This window comes from gamma proteobacterium symbiont of Lampromicra miyakona (assembly GCF_059730895.1).
Genome location: NZ_AP035932.1, coordinates 4,005,839 through 4,025,728, shown reverse-complemented (window position 1 = coordinate 4,025,728; position 19,890 = coordinate 4,005,839). Strand labels below are relative to the sequence as shown.

Genomic DNA, 19,890 nt, shown 5'->3' with positions numbered 1-19,890 from the left:
GTAAAAAATTAGCGAAAACTTGTCTGACCTGAATCAATTCAGCATCAAGCCTTTGATATACTATCTGCAACTATTAAGCCGTGCGATCGCGAGCTGGTCCACACCGGTCGACAGGCAGGAATAATCCTTAGTTTTGAACAATCCAGAGGTTGTCATGATCAAAAAAATCGGAGTACTGACCAGCGGCGGCGACGCCCCAGGCATGAACGCAGCCATTCGCGGAGTTGTCCGTTCCGCGCTGAGTGAAGGCCTTGAAGTTTTTGGTATCTATGACGGCTATCTGGGTTTGTACGAAGACCGCATGATCAACCTCGACCGCTACAGCGTGTCGGACATGATTAACCGCGGCGGCACCTTCCTCGGCTCGGCGCGTTTCCCGGAGTTCCGCAACGAAGAAGTGCGTCAGGTCGCGATCGAAAACATGAAAAAGCGCGGCATTGATGCGCTGGTGGTGATTGGCGGTGACGGTTCTTACATGGGTGCCAAACGCCTGACCGAAATGGGTTTCCCGTGCATTGGCCTGCCGGGCACCATCGATAACGACGTCGCCGGTACCGATTACACCATCGGTTATTTCACCGCGCTGGAAACCGTGGTTGAAGCGATTGACCGTCTGCGCGATACCTCTTCTTCGCATCAGCGTATTTCCATCGTAGAAGTGATGGGCCGCTACTGCGGTGACCTGACCTTAGCGGCGGCCATCGCCGGTGGTTGTGAGTTCATCGTGCTGCCTGAAATCCCTTACACGCGCGAAGAGCTGGTGGCAGAAATCCAGGCTGGCATTGCGAAAGGTAAAAAACACGCCATCGTGGCGATCACCGAACATATCTGTGACATCGACGATCTGGCGCACTTTATTGAAGCGGAAACCAAGCGTGAAACCCGTGCCACCGTGCTCGGCCACATCCAGCGCGGCGGTGCGCCATGCGCTTACGACCGCATTCTGGCATCACGCATGGGCGCTTATTCAATTGAGCTGCTGCTGCAGGGCTACGGCGGTCGCTGCGTGGGTATTCAGAACGAGAAGATGGTGCATCATGACATCATCGACGCTATCGAAAACATGAAGCGTCCGTTCAAGCGCGACTGGCTGGATACCGCGAAAAAACTCTACTAATCAACGATAAATCGGGCGCGATCGCTTTCGCGCCCTTTTTTATGCCTTGCTATATTCTCCATAGTTATAACAGCTTATTTTTAATTCTTTAATCCATGGATTGCTTTGTGTCAGTCTTGTTCTATAACGACCTCGGGAGAGCAAGCAATGAACAAGTGGAGTATTGGTGTCACCCTGTTACTGGCTTCAACCAGTGTTCTGGCAAAGGATATTCAGCTGTTAAACGTCTCTTACGATCCAACCCGTGAGCTGTACGAGCAGTACAACAAAGCGTTTAGCGCGCACTACAAGCAGGAAACCGGTGACAACGTGGTGATCCGCCAGTCGCACGGCGGTTCGGGTAAGCAGGCGACGTCCGTGATCAATGGCATCCGCGCAGATGTGGTGACGCTGGCGCTGCAGTCCGACGTGGATGCTATTGCTGACCGTGGTCGTATCGATAAAAACTGGATCAAGCGTCTGCCGGACAACTCGGCACCTTATACTTCCACCATCGTGTTCCTGGTACGCAAAGGCAATCCTAAAGGCATTCATGACTGGCCGGATCTGATTAAGCCAGGCGTTTCCGTTATCACGCCAAACCCGAAAACCTCCGGCGGCGCACGCTGGAACTATCTGGCGGCCTGGGGCTGGGCGCTGGACCAGAACCACGGTGACCAGGCCAAAGCGCTGGCTTACGTCCGGGCGCTGTTCAAAAACGTTGAAGTGCAGGATTCCGGTGCACGTGGCGCGACCAACACCTTCGTTGAGCGCGGTATCGGTGATGTGCTGATTGCATGGGAAAACGAAGCCTATCTGGCCGTTGATAAGCTGGGCAAAGACAAGTTTGAAATCGTTACGCCGAGCGAATCGATCCTCGCCGAACCGACGGTCTCCGTGGTCGATAAAGTGGTGGATGAACAGGGCACGCGTAAGGTGGCGGAAGAGTATCTGAAATATCTCTACTCACCGGAAGGCCAGACCATCGCGGCGCAAAACTTCTATCGCCCGCGCGATCCTGAGGTGGCGAAGAAGTTTGCCAGCAGCTTCGCGCCGGTTAAGCTGTTCACCATTGATGACAAGTTTGGCGGCTGGAGCAAAGCGCAGAAAGCACACTTTGCCGACGGTGGCAGCTACGATCAGGTCATGAAACCGTAACCGCGTTTTCATCATGACGAAACGGTCAGCCCTGCGCTGGCCGTTTTGCTTTACGGCGCGGAAAAAGCCGTGACTTTCCGCTGGCGACAGGTGAGGATGCTGACAGCTCATCACTGAGGATCTGGCCATGCAGGCGCGCCGCCGTAGTGTTACGTTGCTGATTATCGCGTTCATCCTTCTGATTGCCGGACTGATCGCCGGTGCGGTGCATTTGCATAAAAACGCCGACGCGCTATGGCAGATTGTCAGCGAAAAGTGCGTACCGGACATGACGCAACGCGGTAATCCTGCCCCCTGTCAGCAGGTCAATCTGGCGCAGGGTTACGTTACGCTCAAAGATCTGAATGGCCCGCTGCAATATCTGCTGATGCCGATAGCAAAAATCACCGGCATGGAGAGCCCAATCCTCCTCGAACCCACCACGCCGAACCTGTTTGCTGCCGCCTGGCAGCAGCGCCGCCTGCTGGCGCAGAAGCGCGGTGCGCCTGTCGACGACCGCGTGCTGTCGCTGGCTATCAACGCGCAGTATGGTCGTACGCAGAATCAGCTGCACATTCATATCTCCTGCCTGCGACCGGATGTGCGTCAGCAGCTGGATACGCTGGCGCCGAAGCTGAATGCGCAGTGGCAGACGGCAACGCTGCTGCGGCATACCTGGCTGATTCGCACGCTGAGCACTGCCGAACTGGCGCAGCAGAGCGTATTTATCCGGCTGGCTGAGGAGGTGCCGCATGCGCGCGGTGAGATGGGCAAATACGGGCTGGCGCTGGCCCGGTTGCCGGATGGACGCCTGGCGCTGCTGGCGCTGGAGCGCAACTGGCTGAAGCTGAATCGCGGTTCGGCGGAAGAACTGCAGGATCACCAGTGCCGTTTGCTGGAGTGAGTGGCACCGCGACCGATTAAGGCAATAAAAAAGGCGGCTCATCAGCCGCCTTTCTCTGCGTGAGAAACTTACGCGTTTTTCGCTGCTGCAGCGGCTTTGACGATCACCGCGAAAGCGTCGGCTTTCAGAGATGCACCGCCCACCAGCGCGCCGTCGATGTCCGGCTGGGTGAACAGTTCTGCGGCGTTTTTGTCGTTAACCGAACCGCCGTACTGAATGATTACCTGCTCAGCGATAGCGGCATCTTTCTTCGCGATGTGGTCGCGAATGAATTTGTGTACTGCCTGCGCCTGCGCTGGGGTCGCTGATTTGCCGGTACCGATGGCCCAGACTGGCTCATAGGCGATAACCGCGCCTTCGAAGGCCGCTGCACCCTGGGTTTCCAGCACGGCGTCGATCTGACGTGCGCACACTTCTTCAGTTTTGCCAGCTTCGTTCTCAGCTTCGGTCTCACCGATGCACAGCACTGGTACCAGGCCTGCGGCCTTCAGCACGGCGAATTTTTTCGCGATGAACTCGTCGCTCTCTTTATGGTAGGTGCGGCGCTCAGAGTGGCCGATGATGATGTATTTCGCGCCGATGTCTTTCAGCATCTCGGCAGAGGTTTCACCGGTGAAAGCGCCAGACAGGTTCACGTCCACGTTCTGCGCACCCAGCGCAATGTGGCTGCCGGAAATGGCGTGTTTGGCCTGATCCAGATAGATCGCCGGCGGAGCAATCGCCACACCGCAGCCTTCCACACCTGACAGCTCTTTGCGCAGGCCTTCAATCAGCTCGCCCGCCATGTGCTTGCTGCCATTCAGTTTCCAGTTACCCATAACCAGTGGATGTCGCATTCTTTCCTCCGCATAACGCGATTCATGAAATAGCGCTGCCATCGGGGCAGCGATGTCTGCCAGACAGTATAGAGATCAAATGGGGCGCTGGCTTTGCTTTTCGTCATTTTTGCCGGGGAGATCAGGGGCTAGCGAGCGCCAGTTTGATGGGCTCAACGGCGAAGGTCAGCCCTTTGTCGCCGTTGTCTGCGACCACGAAGCGCAGTGCACCTTCGGTGCGGGAAAAATAGCGTGCACCCTTGCCGGCGCTGAGCAGGCCGTCGAGCTTCTTGTGTCCCTCATCCGCTGACAAACCGGGCACAAAAAAGCGCAGTAGCGCAGTCATGTAATCCATGGCGCGTGTCTGTGCCGCTTTCATATCCGGGCCCGGCACCGGCAGCCAGGTAATCTGCAGCGTTTTAATCTTGCCGGTGCCCTGTTCCAGCGCGGTAGAGGCATACAGCGTTTCGCTGATTTTACTGGCGGCACGTGTCAGGTGGCTCTTGTCATCGCGGTTGTCGATGGCGCGATACTCCTGCAGCGGGAGGTCAGGATTGGCGGCGTTATACTTTTCGCGGAACTGCGCGATGGTCATATCAAAGGTGGGCGCACCCGCCAGCAGATACGGCGCCGCAGGCAGGTGATCGTTGCGATCCTGCGCGGGCGCGTCCTCCGCCCAGGCGGGAAATGTCAGTGCGACGCTGAGCAGCAGCGCGACTGGCAGATTCTTCATTGCTTCGGCCCTAAATCATTCACTTAGCCCACGATTAGAACGGTTTTTACCGCTGAAAGTCAAAACCCGCGCCGGGAAAAATCTGACATTTTGCTGCCAGCGCGATTACCAGTAATGTTCGCTGGTCATGTGACCGGGTTTACGTTTGAAATGCTTACGCATATCGCGGGTCTCTTTCAGCAATTGCTGGGTATCGCGCACCATCTGCGGGTTACCGCACAGCATCACGTGGCTGGTATCGGCGAGCATCGGCAGGCCCACGGCGTTTTCCAGTTCTCCGCTCTCGATCAGCTGCGGTACGCGGCCATGCAGTGAACCGGGCATCTGCTCGCGGCTGACCACCGTCTGAATGTGCAGCTTGCCCTGATAACGCTGCTGTAGCTGCTGCATCAGCGGCAGAAAACTCAGGTCGGCGGCATAGCGCGCAGCGTGTACCAGCACAATGTTGTCGAAGCGTTCCAGCCCTTCGCCCTGTTGCAAAATCGACAGATACGGGCCGATCGCCGTGCCGGTCGCCAGCATCCACAGCGTCTGGCAGTCGGGGATCTCATCCAGCACAAAGAAACCGGCCGCCTCTTTGGTCACCATCACCTGATCGCCGGGCTGCAGCGCCTGCAAACGCGGGCTGAGCTTCCCTTCCGGCACTGTTACCAGATAGAACTCCAGCAGCGGATCCTGCGGCGCGTTAACGTAGGAGTAGGCGCGCTGCACGCGCTCGCCGTCGACTTCCAGCGCCAGCTTGGCAAACTGGCCGGCGGTAAAAGAGTCGATGGGCGCCGTGACGCGCAGGCTGAACAGTGCATCGGTCCAGTTTTTCACTTCTTTTACTTCTGCATTGACCCACTCTGCCATGTTCGCTCCTGATGATTGATAATTAGTCTCTTTCTATCTTCGTCAGCCCGGCACCAGATTTCCAGCCCCGCAGCCGGTAAAGGGCTCTCTGCGACAAATCGTCCGCACACATCAGCAACTGTAGCGGCCACGTTACAGCCTGGTACAGAAGCTTGACGGTGGCTGGGCTGCCGCTTTACGTCCGCCTCTCGCTTTGTGTGCAATTCCTGATATTTTTGCCGCCATAACTCTCCGGCAGCCCTGTTTAGTGCTGTCATTACTTTGTTTCTCAGGCAGACATTTTGTTCCATGATGATGAGTAATACGCAAAACCGCTTCCTGCTGTTCATGCTGATTGTGCTGGTGGCGGTCGGGCAGATGGCGCAGACCATCTATGTGCCCGCCATGGCGAACATGGCAGAGGCGCTTAACGTACGCAGCGGCGCCATGCAGCAGGTGATGGCGGCCTATCTGATGACCTACGGCGGATCGCAGCTGATCTACGGCCCGCTGTCGGACAGCATTGGCCGGCGTCCGGTGATTCTAGCGGGGATGACGATCTTCGCGGCGGGCGCGCTGATCGCCCTGTTTGCGCCGTCGCTGAGTGTGCTGGTACTGGGCAGTGCGGTGCAGGGACTGGGCACCGGCGTGGCTGGCGTGATGGCGCGCACCATGCCGCGCGATCTTTACTCCGGCATTGCGCTGCGCCAGGCCAACAGCCTGCTCAATATGGGCATTCTGGTCAGTCCGCTGCTGGCGCCGGTAATCGGCGCGCTGCTGACCCATCTGTTTGGCTGGCACGCCTGCTTTGCTTTCCTGCTGCTGCTGTGTGTTGGCGTAACGGCGGCGATGGCCCGCTGGCTCCCGGAGACCCGTCCGGTGGATGCGCCCGCGACACCGTTTCTGCGCCGCTACATCACGCTGCTCAGCGACGGCAACTTTGTGCGTTATCTGCTACTGCTGATCGGCGCGCTGGCGGGCATTGCGGTATTTGAGGCCAGCTGTGGTGTACTGATGGCGGGCGTGCTGGGGCTCGACGGGCTGACGGTAAGCATCCTGTTTATTCTGCCGATTCCGGCGGCGTTTTTTGGTGCCTGGTTTGCCGGCCGCGAGCAAAAGTCCTGGCATACGCTGATGTGGTACGGCGTGAACAGCTGCCTGCTGGCGGGCCTGCTGATGTGGCTGCCGGCGTGGTTTGGCGTAATGAATATCTGGACGCTGCTGGTGCCGGCCGCGCTGTTCTTCTTCGGCGCAGGCATGCTGTTTCCGCTGGCAACTTCTGGCGCGATGGAGCCCTACGCGTGGCTGGCCGGCAGTGCCGGTGCGCTGATTGGGGGCCTGCAGAATCTCGGTTCTGGCGTGGTGGCGTGGCTCTCAGCGCTGCTGCCGCAGCACGATCAGTCGAGCCTCGGCATGCTAATGTTTGTGACGTCGCTGGTGATGCTGCTGTGCTGGTGGCCGCTCTCGCGTCATCCGGAGAGCGGCAAACAGACGGTTACAGGATAAAAGGGTGCAGCGCCGCGTCTTTGCGGTCCAGATAGTGGATCGACTGAATGCGGCGAATGGTGCGCGATTTACCGCGCACCAGCAGCGTTTCGCTGGTGGCGATATTGCCCTGGCGCGTGATGCCCTTCAGCAGGTCGCCCGTGGTGATGCCGGTCGCCGCGAAAATCACGTTATCGTTACGCGCCATCTGTTGCAGCGTCAGCACTTCCCCGGCGTTGATACCCATTTCGGCACAGCGCGCCAGCTCCTGCTCACCCAGACGGCGGTTTTCGGCCGAATCCCCTTTGACCTGATGACGAGCCAGCAGGCGCGCCTGCATGTCGCCATCCATGGCGCGGATCACCGCCGCCGACACCACGCCTTCTGGCGCACCGCCGATGCCATACAGCACGTCCACTTCGCTGTCCGGCATACAGGTAAGAATGGAGGCCGCCACGTCGCCGTCCGGAAAAGCAAACACGCGCACGCCCAGCTGCTGTAGCTGCGCGATGACCGCATCGTGACGCGGTTTAGCAAGAATCGACACCGTCAGCTGGCTGAGCGGTTTATTGAGCGCCTGCGCAATCGCCTGCAGATTGGTGGCGAGCGGCAGGTTGAGATCGATAGCGCCGCGCGCGCCCGGACCGACAATCAGCTTTTCCATATACATATCAGGTGCGTGCAGGAAGCTGCCTTTATCACCCACCGCCAGCACCGCCAGCGCGTTGGCCTGGCCCATCGCAGTCATACGCGTGCCTTCGATGGGATCGACCGCAATGTCCACTGCATCGCCGTGGCCGGTACCGACTTTCTCACCAATGTAGAGCATCGGTGCTTCGTCGATTTCGCCTTCGCCAATCACGATCTGGCCGTCGATGTTGATGGTGTTGAGCATAATGCGCATGGCGTTGACGGCGGCGCCGTCGGCGGCATTCTTGTCGCCGCGTCCTAACCAGTGATAGCCCGCTAACGCAGCGGCTTCGGTCACACGGGAAAATTCAATCGCGAGTTCTCGTTTCATGGTCTGCACCTGACAAAAAACAGGCGGGCAGTGTAGCACAACGGGGCAGGGGGACGGGAAAAACCCGCGGCAGGGCGCCGCGGGTCAGCACAGTGTTACTCTTCTTCTTCCCACGCCTGGGCGCGCGCCACGGCTTTTTTCCAGCCGGCATAGCGCACGTTGCGTTCGGTGGTTTCAATGCTTGGACGGAACTCGCGTTCCACTACAGCTTTAGCACGAACTTCTTCCAGATCGTTCCAGAAGCCGACCGCCAGACCGGCGAGGTAAGCCGCACCCAGCGCAGTCACTTCGCGCACTTCCGGACGCTCCACGCGCGTGCCGAGAATATCGGACTGGAACTGCATCAGGAAGTTGTTGGCCACCGCACCGCCATCCACGCGCAGCGACTGCAGGCGGGTATCGGCATCGTTCTGCATCGCTTCCAGCACATCACGCGTCTGGTAAGCGATGGACTCCAGCGTGGCGCGAATAATGTGGTTGGCGTTGGCACCACGGGTCAGACCGAAGATTGCGCCGCGCGCATACGGGTCCCAGTACGGTGCGCCGAGACCGGTAAAGGCCGGCACCATGTACACGCCATTGGTGTCTTTGACTTTCATCGCGAAGTATTCGGAGTCGCCCGCATCGCTGATCAGCTTCATCTCATCGCGCAGCCACTGAATTGACGCACCACCGATGAACACGGCACCTTCCAGCGCGTAGTTCACCTCGCCGCGTGGACCGCAGGCGATGGTGGTCAGCAGACCGTGAGTAGAAGTAACCGCTTCGGTACCGGTGTTCATCAGCATAAAGCAGCCGGTGCCGTAGGTGTTTTTCGCCATACCAGGCTGCACACACAGCTGGCCATACAGCGCAGCCTGCTGGTCACCGGCGATACCGGCGATAGGAATACGCGTGCCGCCCTTACCACCAATGTTGGTCTGGCCGTAAATTTCGGATGATCCTTTCACTTCCGGCAGCATTTCGCGCGGAATATCCAGAATCTCCAGCATGCGCGCATCCCACTCCAGCTTGTGGATGTTGTACATCATGGTACGCGATGCGTTGGTGTGATCGGTGATGTGCACGCGGCCCTGGGTCATTTTCCACACCAGCCAGGTGTCGACGGTGCCGAACAGCAGTTCGCCGCGTTTCGCCCGCTCGCGTGCGCCTTCCACGTGGTCAAGAATCCATTTCACCTTGGTGCCGGAGAAGTACGGGTTAATCACCAGACCGGTGGTGTGCTGGATATACTCTTCCAGACCCTCTTTCTTCAGCTTGTTACAGTAGTCGGCGGTACGCGGATCCTGCCAGACGATGGCGTTGTAAATCGGTTTGCCGGTCTCTTTGTCCCAGACAATCGCGGTTTCACGCTGGTTGGTGATACCGATGGCGGCGATCTGGTCAGAACGGATATCAGCGTGCGCCAGCACTTCCACCAGCGTGGAGCTCTGTGAGGCCCAGATGTCCATCGGATCGTGTTCAACCCAGCCGGCTTTCGGGTAGATCTGGGTGAATTCGCGCTGTGAGACGGCGACGATGTTGGCGTCATGATCGAGCACCACGGCACGTGAGCTGGTTGTGCCCTGATCGAGCGCGACAATATATTTTTTATCAGTCGTAGTCATTATGGTTTCCTGATGATTAACGATGAAACTTACGCTTTACGCTGCTCAGCGCGCGCGACCGGTTTTTCTGTTTTACTGGTTTCTGCAAGGTTGCCCGGCAGGTGACGGCCAATCAGCGCACGATAACCGAAGGCACCGAGGCAGGCACCGACCAGCGGGCCAAAAATCGGCACCAGGAAGTAAGGAATATCTTTACCACCGGTGAACGCCACGTTACCCCAGCCCGCGAAGAAGGCGAACAGCTTCGGACCGAAGTCACGCGCCGGGTTGAGGGCGAAGCCGGTCAGCGGACCCATGGAACCGCCAATCACCGCCACCAGCAGACCAATCAGCAGCGGCGCCAGCGGGCCACGCGGTACGCCGTTGCCGTCGTCGGTCAGCGCCATGATCACCGCCATCAGCACGGCAGTAATCACCATTTCTACCAGGAACGCCTGCGCCACGGTGATGTGCGGGTTCGGATAGGTGGAGAAGATACCGGCCAGATCGAGGCTCTGCACGCTGCCGCGTACCATCTGGTGGCTGGCTTCGTAATCAAAGAACAGATTGTAGTAAAGACCGTAGACCAGCGCCGCCGCACAGAACGCGCCAGCGATTTGCGACACAATATAAGGTAAAACTTTGCGGCCTTCGAAGTTGGCGAACAGGCACAGGGCAACCGTGACTGCCGGATTGAGGTGAGCGCCGGATACGCCTGCGCTCAGATAAACCGCCATGGAGACAGCAAGACCCCAGATGATACAAATTTCCCACTGGCCGAATGCGGCACCGGCCAGCTTCAGCGCCGCCACACAGCCGGCACCAAAAAAGATGATCAAACCGGTACCGAGAAACTCGGCGATGCACTGACCTTTGAGTGTGTTCGTTGTCTGACTCATAATGGAATTCCTGAAGCGAGGTTAAATTTTATCAGTTTTTGTTCTCAATCCTTGAGTCGCCCAGCTCTAATGTAGGGTTGATGTGAATTTATCGTTAACGAGCATAAACGAGAAATAGCGAAATCGAATTTTGTGTGCCGTGTCATAAAAATGCGCGTTTTCGCGTCTTTTGCCTGTGTTTAGGGCCAAAAACCCCCGCTGCGCTGCACCCTGCGCGTGTGACCGCGCGCAAAATGCGCGAAGTTGCGCGTTTTCCAGGTATAAACTGAAAAGTGTTACAGACTTCCCTCGCAGGCCTTGTGCTGCTGGACTTGCCGGGTGTGGCTACATACAATCGGGACATCGTGGCTGGACGCACTATTTTAAGGCACGCCCGGTCTATCAACGCCTTGCACGATTTAGGAGAGGTCAGAAAGATGTCATTTGAAGTATTCGAGAAACTGGAAGCGAAAGTACAGCAGGCGATTGATACCATCACCCTGCTGCAGATGGAAATTGAAGAGCTGAAAGAGCAGAACAATAACCTGAAAAACGAAATGAGCCAGGCATCCGGCAATCACGAAGCGCTGGCGCGTGAAAATCAGCACCTGAAAGAAGAGCAGCATGTATGGCAGGAGCGCCTGCGTGCACTGCTGGGAAAAATGGAAGAAGTTTAAGCCTCAGCGCTTAAACCAACGGGTGCCGCGGCACCCGTTTTTGTTTGTCGCTTACTCGATGTCGAGTGCGTCTTCAGACAGGATCATGCCGGTGTTGTCGGCGTAGAGATGATCGCCTGAGAAGAAGGTGACGCCGCCGAAGTTAACCCGCACGTCGCTCTCGCCGATGCCTTCGCCTGCGGCGCCAGCCGGAATGGCCGCAATCGCCTGAATGCCGATCTCCAGCTCTTCCAGCTCATCGACCTGGCGAACCGAGCCGTACACCACGATGCCTTCCCACTCGTTTTGCGCCGCCAGTCTTGCTAACTGTGCGTCAACCAGCGCGCGCCGCACTGAGCCGCCACCATCGACCAGCAGCACGCGACCGCGACCGTTCTCTTCGAGCAGGTCATACAGCAGGCCGTTGTCTTCGAAACATTTCACTGTGGTAATTTGACCACCGAATGAGGTGCGCCCACCAAAGTTCGAAAAAAGCGGTTCAACAACGTTCACTTCTTCATGGTAGATGTCGCAGAGTTCAGATGTATCGTATTTCATAGGGATGTCGTCTGTTTGCCACAGGAGCGGTAAGTATATCGCTATCTGACGATTGTTGGCAAAATCATCAACCGCCAAAAAAAGCGCTGCATCAATATCCTGCGTAATATTTTGTCTGCGGCGGAGAGAACAGCGGCGCGTGGCGACAGCGCCGCAGGGGAAGCGTTACACGGCGGGCTTCTTGAAGGCCTGCTTGTGCGAGATACGGGAAATCAGCTCGGTCAGCGACAGCACCATGGTGGATCGCACCATCTGCAGGTAGCGCTGCTGCTGCATGGCGCGCAGCGCGGCGTCGTCGCGGGTGAAATCGGGTTGCGGCGGCCAGGCCAGCACGCAGTGCAGTTCGCCGAACGGGCCGAGTATTTCATCGTCGGTAAAGCGGTAGTCGCTGGTGTCGTGATTCAGCTCCTCACGCAGCGCCAGCAGCAGCTCGCAGTCTTCGTATTCGTGGCGATTGATCACCCCCAGGCCGTAGATAAGCTTCAGGCGTACCGAGAGCTCGCCCAGCGGGCCGTCGCCCAGCAGCAGCGGTTCCACCGCATATTTCACCGCGTAGTCGTCTTTGCGAAAGACCTGCAGCACCAGCAGATTGACTGCTTCCGCCAACAGTTCGACAGCGGCGATCAGGAAGCTTCTCACCGAACGACCGGCGTTCAGCCGCTCAAGCACCCGGTTTTCAAAAGCCTGCTTCTCTTCCATTATTGCCTGCATCATTCAGCTACCGTCGACGGGCACGCGGCTGCCGTGCCCGAATTGACCACTAAAGGGCGCGCATTATGCCATAGCGTGGTAAGCGCTCACCACTGAGCTCACCACTTCGCTATTGGCATCAAGGCCAGAAATCTCCGCCAGCGCCGCCTGTGGGCCTTTCTGCGCGATCAGTGACGCCAGCTCCTGCGCCTGCGGATCGGCTTCGCTGCGATAGTGCATCGCGGCGGCAATGCCCTGCACCAGGCTGGCGTGCGGCAGCTGATACTCCAGCGTGCCCAGCGTTGGCTTGATCAGGCGATCGCCGGCACTCAGCTTACGCAGCGGCTGACGGCCCACGCGCTCGACGTCATCTTTCAGGTACGGGTTTTCGAAACGCGTCAGGATTTTCTGGATATACGCGGCATGTTTCTCCGCATCGAAACCATAACGCTTGATCAGCACCGCGCCGCTCTCCTGCATCGCGCCCTGCACCACGGCACGCACTTTCTGGTCGAGAATGGCTTCGCGAATGGTGGCGTGACCGGCGAGCTTACCGAGATAAGCGGTAATGGCGTGGCCGGTGTTGAGGGTAAACAGCTTGCGCTCGACGAACGCCATCAGGTTATCGGTCAGCTCCATGCCAGGAATGTCCGGCAATGCGCCTTTAAACTGGGTTTTGTCGACGATCCACTCGCTGAAGGTTTCTACGGTAACTTCCAGCGGATCGGTGCTGCCGGCTTCAGATGGCGGCACGATGCGGTCAACTGCCGAATCAACAAAGCCAACATGCTCTTCAACCCACGCATGATACTGCGGCGGCAGCGCCTTCAGTACGTGCTGCTTCAGCTGGCTGGTGCCGCGCACCATGTTTTCACAGGCGATGATATTCAGCGGACGGACATTACCGTTGTCACTGCGTTTGGCCAGACCCTGCGCCACGCTGCCCGCGATGCGCTCAAGGATCTGCGGACCAACCGCCGTGGTAACGATATCAACCTCAGCAATCAGCGTGACGATGTCGTCGCTGGTGCTGTTCACCGCGCTGACGCCGGTAACGATTTCAACCTGCGCCTGCTCGCCCACCACGTGAACCGGATACTCATGACGGGCGTTAAGGGCATCAAGCACCACCTGATTCACATCAGCAAACACCAGTTCGATACCGGCATCCGCCAGCAGCTTACCGATAAATCCACGGCCGATGTTACCTGCTCCAAAATGTAACGCTTTCATAAATTTGACCCATATCAAATGACGAAGGGGCGGGCATGTCCGCCCCGGAAAGTGGGGACGGGCTTGCCCGCCCCAGGGAAGTTAAACCGCGAATTACGCGTTGGCAGTGCTGCCAGACAGCAGATCCAGCACGTCCTGCACGCTGGTGGTGTTCGCCAGCTTCTCAATTACGCTATCGTCGTCGAGCGCATTGGTCAGGCTGGTGATCACCTGAATGTGTTCGTTATTGCGTGCGGCAATACCAATCACCAGTCGCGCGACTTCGTCCGGCTCATCGCCAAACTGCACGCCGGCCGGATACTGGCAGAATACCACGCCGGTTTTCAGCACGCGGTCTTTGGCTTCGACGGTGCCGTGCGGCACGGCGATGGATTCACCGAGGTAGGTTGGCGTCAGCTGCTCGCGCGCCAGCATCGCTTCAACATATTCCGGCTGCACGTAGCCGCCTTTCACCAGCTGCTCGCCGGCGAAGCGAATCGCCTGCTCTTTATTGCTGGCGCTCAGGCCGAGGAACACGTTGTCAGCGCCCAGTCTGAACAGGTGCGCGCTGCCGTCGTCATAGCTGTCTGCCAGCGCGGTCTGTACCGTTTCACGGTGGGCTTCGCTGCGGTTCGCCGCCACCAGACGCTCAGTCAGGTTGGTGTACAGTGCGCTGTCGAGGAAGTTGTTCAGCGAGATGTGCTGCGCCTGTGGCGCCTGACGCATCGCACGTTCGGTCAGATCGCGGTGAGTAATCACCAGATCAACATCGCCCGGCAGCGAGTTAATCGCGCTGTTGGTCACAGAGATATTGCTCAGGCCTGCATCCTGCACCTTCTTGCGCAGCACGCCTGCGCCCATGGCGCTGGAGCCCATACCGGCATCACAGGCGACGATGATTTTGCGCACGTGGCTGACGTCAACGCTGCTGGCATCGGCAACCACCGGTGAACCGGCAACGGCCTGGCCTTTTGACTGCGCTTTCATGTCTTTCATGCGCTGGGTCGCCGCTTCGATGTCGTCTTCTTCTTTTACTTTGCTGGTTTTCAGCAGAATCGAGGAGACCACGAAGGAGACGGCGAAAGCCGCAACGATAGCCGCGATGTTAGCGAAGTAAGCGCCTTTTGGCGTCATCGCCAGCACGGCCAGAATCGAACCTGGTGAGGCCGGTGATACCAGACCGCCGTTCAGCAGCGTCAGGGTGAACACACCGGTCATACCGCCGAGGATTACTGCCAGCAGCAGGCGCGGCGCCATCAGCACGTACGGGAAGTAGATTTCGTGGATACCGCCAAGGAAGTGGATGATCGCTGCACCGCCCGCCGACTGCTTGGCGCTGCCGCGGCCGAAGATCATATAAGCAACCAGCACGCCCATACCCGGACCCGGGTTCGCTTCAATCAGGAAGAAGATCGATTTGCCCGCTTCGCTGGCCTGCTGGATACCCAGCGGCGAGAAGATACCGTGGTTGATGGCGTTATTGAGGAACAGGATTTTCGCCGGTTCAACAAAGATTGAGGTCAGCGGCAGCAGGTTGTTCTGCACCATCAGGTTTACGCCGGCGGCGAGAATGTGTGACAGACCTTCTACCAGCGGACCGATAGCGAGGAAGGCCAGCAGCGCCAGCAGCATACCGATAATACCGGCCGAGAAGTTGTTGACCAGCATCTCGAAGCCGCTTTTGATTTTGCCGTCAACCGCGCGGTCAAATGACTTGATCGCCCAGCCGCCCAGCGGACCGGCAATCATCGAGCCAAGGAACATCGGCATATCGGCACCGACGATCACGCCCATGGTGGTGATGGCACCGACCACGCCGCCGCGATCGCCACCCACCAGACGACCACCGGTGAAGCCGATGAGCAACGGCAGCAGGTAGGTAATCATCGGGCCGACCAGTTTGGCCAGCGTTTCGTTAGGAATCCATCCGGTTGGAATGAACAGTGCTGTGATGATACCCCAGGCGATAAACGCACCGATATTTGGCATCACCATATTACTCAGAAAGCGACCAAAGCTCTGAACCTTGACCTTGACTGATGAGGACATAAACCCACCCCTTATTGAGACGCGCTGCAATAAGAGAGCGCGTTTGTTTTTGTTAAGACGTTACGGCGGGGGCCGTGGCATTACTGTATGCACGCGGACTCTAGCACTAGTTGATTACACTGCGTAGCGTCAGGAAAAAGTGTGATACATATCACGCTAAGTTGGGGTGGGCAGGGGGATTAAAGGTGACTTTGATCACAAAAATACCCTGTAAGAAAGCAACGCCGGCGAAAAAATGCGCGCATTAGCGGTAGAAATGTGACAAAAATCACCTTTCATCTGGGCCGGTTTGTTTCACAAATGTGATTGAGATCACAAACTATTTTTGGTTGAAAATGCGCCAGATCACACTCTGTGCTGACAGAAAAAGGCGATGTAAGGAAGTGACGAAAATCTGAAAAAGCGGGCAGGGGAGAACTGCCCGCTGAGCGGCTTACTGCAAACCACCCTGTACGGCATTTTGTGCCTGGGTCAGCGCCTGCGTATTGCTGGCGAGATTACTCATCAGCGTGTTGTATTGCGTGGCCTGCTCCTGCGTCGGGAACTGAACGCCGCCGTCATTGAAGCTGACGCGTGCGCCCTGCGACTGCAGATAATCGCCGGCCTGAACTGCCGACTGGCTCAGCGCCTGCAGCTGCGGCAGCAGCGGAATCAGCGTGCTGGCTGGCTGCGTCACCACTTTGGCGTACACGCTGTCGTACACTTTCTTCAGATCGTCCGGCTGCTTCAGCGTGGCTTTGCTGCTGTCGGCCTGCATTTTGGCGCTCTGAATCTGCTGCGTCAGCACGCTCAGATTGCCGCTCGCCTGGCGCAGGCTGTCGCGGCGCGTCAGGTAATCCTGCGGCACGCGAATGGCCGCCAGTTCATCAACCACCGGGCGCATGCCCTGATCCACCGCCTGATTCACCTGCTGCGAGAAGCCATACAGGATGGCGTAATCACTGGCGTAATTACCGAAGGTTTGCTTCTGGTTTTCGCTCAGGCTGGGCAGATGTTCACCGCTGCGCATCACGGTGTTTTGCAGAAAATCAGTAAAGGCTTTGCGCTGATCGCCCTCTTTATCGCCGCAGGCGGTAAGCTGCAGCACAAGTAGCACGCCGGTCAGCAGCATGCCGCTACGCATCCAGATGCGGGAAATTCCTGACGCCATAATTCAACTCCTGTTGTGACGATGGCTAAATTCGATTCGCTGGGAAAGGTCCTAAAGAATAGTGCAATGGCCCCGGCTGTACAACGGCTGGTCTGCAGTGCTTCACGCTGGTGCGTGCCTGCTGCACAACTGTGCAGCGCAGCCTGCCTGCGAGCGCAGCGCTGTGCAATAACGCATGTAATTCAGGCTGATAGCAACCTGGCATTGATATTGCCTGCTTTCTGGCAGATGCAGGAGCGATCGCGGGCAACCGACGTCGCCACACAATTTGCAATGGGTCACTAGGGTTCCGATCGCGAGATGCTGGTCCGAGAGTGACCGACCGTCCTCTGACGGTTACACGGCGGGAAAAAAGCCCGGGAGGAAAGCGAGAACGTTGCTCGCCGCCTCCTGCCTGATTTTCGTCCGTTAACGCCAGAGGAATCATCATGATTAAAGCCTGTCTGCGCCTGCTGCTGATTTGCAGCGTCGCCCTGTTCAGCGTTCCGTCGCTGGCCGCCGCTAAACCTTCCTTTAAGCTTTGCTGGTCCATCTACGCTGGCTGGATGCCGTGGGATTACGCCCAGCAAAGCGGCATCGTGAAAAAGTGGGCCGATAAGTACGGCATCGATATTCAGTTTGTGCAGGTTAATGACTATATCGAGTCGGTCAATCAGTACACCGCAGGTGGATTTGACGGCTGCACCATGACCAATATGGATGCGCTGACCATTCCGGCGACCGGCGGCGTCGACAGCACCGCGCTGATTGTCGGCGACTACTCCAACGGTAACGACGGCATTCTGCTTAAAGGCGCGGACAGCGTCAGCGCGCTGAAAGGCAAACCCATCAACCTCGTCGAACTGTCGGTCTCACACTATCTGCTGGCGCGCGCGCTGGAGAAATCCGGCATGAGCGAGAAAGATGTCAGGGTGGTTAACACCGCCGATGCCGATCTGGTGGCGGCGTTTGGCACTGCTGACGTTAACGCCATCGTCACGTGGAATCCGCTGCTGGCGGAAGCAGAGAAGCAGCCGGACAGCCATCTGGTGTTCTCCTCGGCGCAGATCCCGGGCGAAATCCTCGACCTGCTGGTAGTTAACACCGCCACGCTCAACAAATATCCTCAGCTCGGCAAAGCGCTTACCGGTGCCTGGTACGAGACGCTGCACAGCATGGCCGGGCAGAGCGACAGTGCCAAAGCGGCGCGCACGCAGATGGCGCAGGCATCCGGTACCGATCTGGCCGGTTTTGATCAGCAGCTTGCCGCGACACACCTGTTCAGCGATGCCAAAACCACGCTGGATTTTGTCGACAGCCCGCAGCTGAAAGCCACCATGCAGCTGGTGGCTGAATTCTCCTTTAAACACGGCCTGCTGGGTGAAGGCGCGCCGGGGGCCGATGCGGTAGGGGTCGCTACCCCGGCCGGTAACTGGGGCGATGCCGGCAACATCAAACTGCGCTTTACCGACACCTTCACCAAACTGGCCGCCGCCGGTCAGCTGTAAGCGAGGCGCTGCCGATGCGTAAATTGATTAACTACCAACCGCTGCCGCTCGGCCGCCTGCTGCTTGGCATTCTGCCGCTGCTGGCGGTGCTGCTGGTCTATCTGTTCGCGTCGGATGCGCGTCTCAGCCTGAACGCGGCAGACAAGCTGCTGCCGGGATTCAACGCCATGGGCGAGGCCATCAGCCGGATGGCGTTTCAGCCCAGCCCGCGCACCGGCGAGTATCTGCTGTGGAGCGATACCGCCGCCAGCCTGCTGCGTTTGCTGAGTGGTGTCGCTATCAGCGCGCTGCTGGCACTGGCAATTGGCCTGTTCACCGGCGCGCTACCGGTGGTGCGCGCGGTGCTGGCGCCGCTGGTGACGCTGTTTGCGCTGGTGCCGCCGCTGGCGATTCTGCCCATTTTGTTTATCTGCTTTGGCCTTGGCGAAGTCTCCAAAGTGGTGCTGATCGTTATCGGCATCACGCCGCTGATCGCCCGCGATCTGCAGCTGCAGGTGCAGAAAATCCCGCAGGAGCAGCTGGTCAAAGCGCAGACGCTGGGTGCGCATAGCGCTCAGATTCTATGGCGGGTGATTCTGCCGCAGCTGATGCCGCGTCTGTGCGATGCGGTGCGGCTGTCGCTCTGTTCGGCGTGGCTGTTCCTGATTGCTGCCGAAGCGATTGCGGCCACGGAAGGCCTCGGTTACCGCATCTTCCTGATGCGCCGCTATCTGGCCATGGATGTGATTCTGCCGTACGTGGCGTGGATCACCCTGCTGGCCTTTGCCCTCGACCTGCTGCTGCGGCTCGTCAGCCGACGCTGCTGGCCGTGGTATCACGCCAAATAAGGAGCGCGCGATGCCCTTACTGCAACTGAAAAATCTGGAAAAACACTACGGCGATCAGGTGGTGCTGGAGCGGCTGAATATAGAGGTCGAGCGCGGCGAGTTCGTGGCGATTGTCGGCGCCTCCGGCTGCGGCAAAACCACGTTTCTGAATATGCTGCTCGGCACCGAAGCGCCGACCAAAGGCGAGCTGCTGCTGGATGGCGCACCGATTCCCGACGAGCCGGATGCCCATCGCGGCGTGGTGTTTCAGCGCTACTCGGTGTTTCCGCATCTGACGGTGCTCGGCAACGTGATGCTGGCTGACGAGTTCAGCAGCGCACGCTGGCTGGGACGCGTCTGGGGACGCAAACGTCAGGCGATTCGCCAGCGCGCGCAGGCAATGCTGGCGCAGGTCGGACTGGAACAGGCGCAGAGCAAATATCCGCATCAGCTGTCGGGCGGCATGCAGCAGCGTCTGGCCCTGGCGCAGGCGCTGATGAAACAGCCGCGCATTCTGCTGCTGGATGAACCTTTTGGCGCGCTCGATCCCGGTATTCGCAGCGAGATGCATCAGCTGATCACCCAGCTGTGGCAGCAGCATCAGCTGACCATTTTCATGATCACCCACGATCTGAAAGAGGGTTTCAGCCTCGCGTCACGCCTGCTGGTGTTCGACAAGCTGCGCCACGATCCGCACGCGCCGCAAGCCTGGGGCGCCACTATCACTTACGACCTGCCGCTGGATCGCACTCAGCCCGCCGCTGAAGTGCTGTCCGCAACGCAGGTGGCTTAAAGG

At 58.3% G+C, this 19,890-nt stretch carries 19 protein-coding genes and 1 riboswitch; of the genes, 8 read left to right on the top strand and 11 right to left on the bottom strand.

The features are described 5' to 3' along the window. Nucleotides 1–154 precede the first annotated feature (154 nt). From pfkA to AC6I8P_RS18875, 3 genes are all read left to right on the top strand, one after another. Nucleotides 155–1,117: a 6-phosphofructokinase gene (gene pfkA, locus AC6I8P_RS18885; protein ID WP_021507047.1), complete on the top strand. Its 963-nt coding sequence runs from the start codon at nucleotides 155–157 to the stop codon at nucleotides 1,115–1,117. A 147-nt stretch (nucleotides 1,118–1,264) separates the two neighbouring features. Beyond that, on the top strand, nucleotides 1,265–2,254 hold the full coding sequence (locus AC6I8P_RS18880; RefSeq protein ID WP_021507046.1) for a sulfate ABC transporter substrate-binding protein: 990 nt from the start codon (nucleotides 1,265–1,267) through the stop codon (nucleotides 2,252–2,254). A 127-nt stretch (nucleotides 2,255–2,381) separates the two neighbouring features. Next, nucleotides 2,382–3,137, top strand: coding sequence for a CDP-diacylglycerol diphosphatase (locus AC6I8P_RS18875; RefSeq protein WP_058771029.1), 756 nt, complete (start codon nucleotides 2,382–2,384; stop codon nucleotides 3,135–3,137). 68 nt (nucleotides 3,138–3,205) lie between these two features. On the opposite strand, the gene tpiA is transcribed toward AC6I8P_RS18875, so the two are convergent. From tpiA to fpr, 3 genes are all read right to left on the bottom strand, one after another. Continuing rightward, the gene (tpiA, locus tag AC6I8P_RS18870; protein ID WP_031279624.1) at nucleotides 3,206–3,973 is read right to left on the bottom strand and encodes a triose-phosphate isomerase; all 768 of its coding nucleotides are present in this window, start codon (nucleotides 3,971–3,973) and stop codon (nucleotides 3,206–3,208) included. A 121-nt stretch (nucleotides 3,974–4,094) separates the two neighbouring features. Beyond that, nucleotides 4,095–4,685 carry a YiiQ family protein gene (locus AC6I8P_RS18865; protein WP_058775487.1) on the bottom strand — a complete coding sequence of 197 codons (591 nt, stop codon included), beginning with the start codon at nucleotides 4,683–4,685 and terminating at the stop codon, nucleotides 4,095–4,097. Between the two features lie 105 nt (nucleotides 4,686–4,790). Further along, complete coding sequence (fpr, locus tag AC6I8P_RS18860; protein ID WP_132466098.1) at nucleotides 4,791–5,537, bottom strand: ferredoxin--NADP(+) reductase; 747 nt, start codon at nucleotides 5,535–5,537, stop codon at nucleotides 4,791–4,793. A 291-nt stretch (nucleotides 5,538–5,828) separates the two neighbouring features. Here fpr and emrD point away from each other — a divergent pair, with 291 nt between their 5' ends. After that, nucleotides 5,829–7,022, top strand: coding sequence for a multidrug efflux MFS transporter EmrD (gene emrD, locus AC6I8P_RS18855; protein WP_274526771.1), 1,194 nt, complete (start codon nucleotides 5,829–5,831; stop codon nucleotides 7,020–7,022). Here emrD and glpX read toward each other — a convergent pair. The 3 genes from glpX to AC6I8P_RS18840 all read right to left on the bottom strand — a co-directional run bounded on the left by glpX (nucleotide 7,012) and on the right by AC6I8P_RS18840 (nucleotide 10,507). Further along, on the bottom strand, nucleotides 7,012–8,022 hold the full coding sequence (gene glpX / locus AC6I8P_RS18850) for a class II fructose-bisphosphatase (protein WP_021507041.1): 1,011 nt from the start codon (nucleotides 8,020–8,022) through the stop codon (nucleotides 7,012–7,014). The two genes, emrD and glpX, sit on opposite strands and share 11 nt — an antisense overlap. A 95-nt stretch (nucleotides 8,023–8,117) precedes the next feature. Beyond that, complete coding sequence (gene glpK / locus AC6I8P_RS18845) at nucleotides 8,118–9,629, bottom strand: glycerol kinase GlpK (protein WP_021507040.1); 1,512 nt, start codon at nucleotides 9,627–9,629, stop codon at nucleotides 8,118–8,120. Nucleotides 9,630–9,658: 29 nt separating this feature from the next. After that, entirely contained in the window at nucleotides 9,659–10,507 is an 849-nt protein-coding gene (locus AC6I8P_RS18840; RefSeq protein WP_021507039.1) for an MIP/aquaporin family protein, read from the bottom strand. Between the two features lie 416 nt (nucleotides 10,508–10,923). Here AC6I8P_RS18840 and zapB point away from each other — a divergent pair, with 416 nt between their 5' ends. After that, nucleotides 10,924–11,163, top strand: coding sequence for a cell division protein ZapB (gene zapB, locus AC6I8P_RS18835; protein ID WP_021507038.1), 240 nt, complete (start codon nucleotides 10,924–10,926; stop codon nucleotides 11,161–11,163). A gap of 51 nt (nucleotides 11,164–11,214) precedes the next feature. Here the strand turns inward: zapB and rraA are convergent, their stop codons facing one another. The 5 genes from rraA to AC6I8P_RS18810 form a co-directional block, all read right to left on the bottom strand. Beyond that, nucleotides 11,215–11,700 carry a ribonuclease E activity regulator RraA gene (gene rraA / locus AC6I8P_RS18830; protein ID WP_021507037.1) on the bottom strand — a complete coding sequence of 162 codons (486 nt, stop codon included), beginning with the start codon at nucleotides 11,698–11,700 and terminating at the stop codon, nucleotides 11,215–11,217. Nucleotides 11,701–11,865: 165 nt separating this feature from the next. Next, nucleotides 11,866–12,414, bottom strand: a complete 549-nt coding sequence (gene mtlR, locus AC6I8P_RS18825) for a mannitol operon repressor MtlR (protein WP_193717991.1) — start codon at nucleotides 12,412–12,414, stop codon at nucleotides 11,866–11,868. Between the two features lie 60 nt (nucleotides 12,415–12,474). Next, on the bottom strand, nucleotides 12,475–13,623 hold the full coding sequence (gene mtlD, locus AC6I8P_RS18820; RefSeq protein WP_088516551.1) for a mannitol-1-phosphate 5-dehydrogenase: 1,149 nt from the start codon (nucleotides 13,621–13,623) through the stop codon (nucleotides 12,475–12,477). Between the two features lie 93 nt (nucleotides 13,624–13,716). After that, on the bottom strand, nucleotides 13,717–15,651 hold the full coding sequence (locus AC6I8P_RS18815; RefSeq protein WP_288444344.1) for a PTS mannitol transporter subunit IICBA: 1,935 nt from the start codon (nucleotides 15,649–15,651) through the stop codon (nucleotides 13,717–13,719). 433 nt (nucleotides 15,652–16,084) lie between these two features. Further along, nucleotides 16,085–16,801, bottom strand: coding sequence for a DUF3053 domain-containing protein (locus tag AC6I8P_RS18810; RefSeq protein WP_010616539.1), 717 nt, complete (start codon nucleotides 16,799–16,801; stop codon nucleotides 16,085–16,087). A gap of 270 nt (nucleotides 16,802–17,071) precedes the next feature. Next, nucleotides 17,072–17,166: riboswitch (guanidine-I (ykkC/yxkD leader) on the top strand. Nucleotides 17,167–17,229: 63 nt separating this feature from the next. On the opposite strand from AC6I8P_RS18810, the gene AC6I8P_RS18805 reads away from it, so the two are divergent. From AC6I8P_RS18805 to AC6I8P_RS18795, 3 genes are read left to right on the top strand one after another with little or no spacing between them, the layout of a single operon-like run. Continuing rightward, nucleotides 17,230–18,288, top strand: a complete 1,059-nt coding sequence (locus AC6I8P_RS18805; RefSeq protein WP_058758070.1) for a putative urea ABC transporter substrate-binding protein — start codon at nucleotides 17,230–17,232, stop codon at nucleotides 18,286–18,288. A 14-nt stretch (nucleotides 18,289–18,302) separates the two neighbouring features. Further along, nucleotides 18,303–19,115: an ABC transporter permease gene (locus AC6I8P_RS18800; protein WP_058771035.1), complete on the top strand. Its 813-nt coding sequence runs from the start codon at nucleotides 18,303–18,305 to the stop codon at nucleotides 19,113–19,115. Nucleotides 19,116–19,125: 10 nt separating this feature from the next. Further along, nucleotides 19,126–19,887, top strand: a complete 762-nt coding sequence (locus AC6I8P_RS18795) for an ABC transporter ATP-binding protein (protein ID WP_282996040.1) — start codon at nucleotides 19,126–19,128, stop codon at nucleotides 19,885–19,887. The last annotated feature ends 3 nt before the right edge of the window (nucleotides 19,888–19,890 follow it).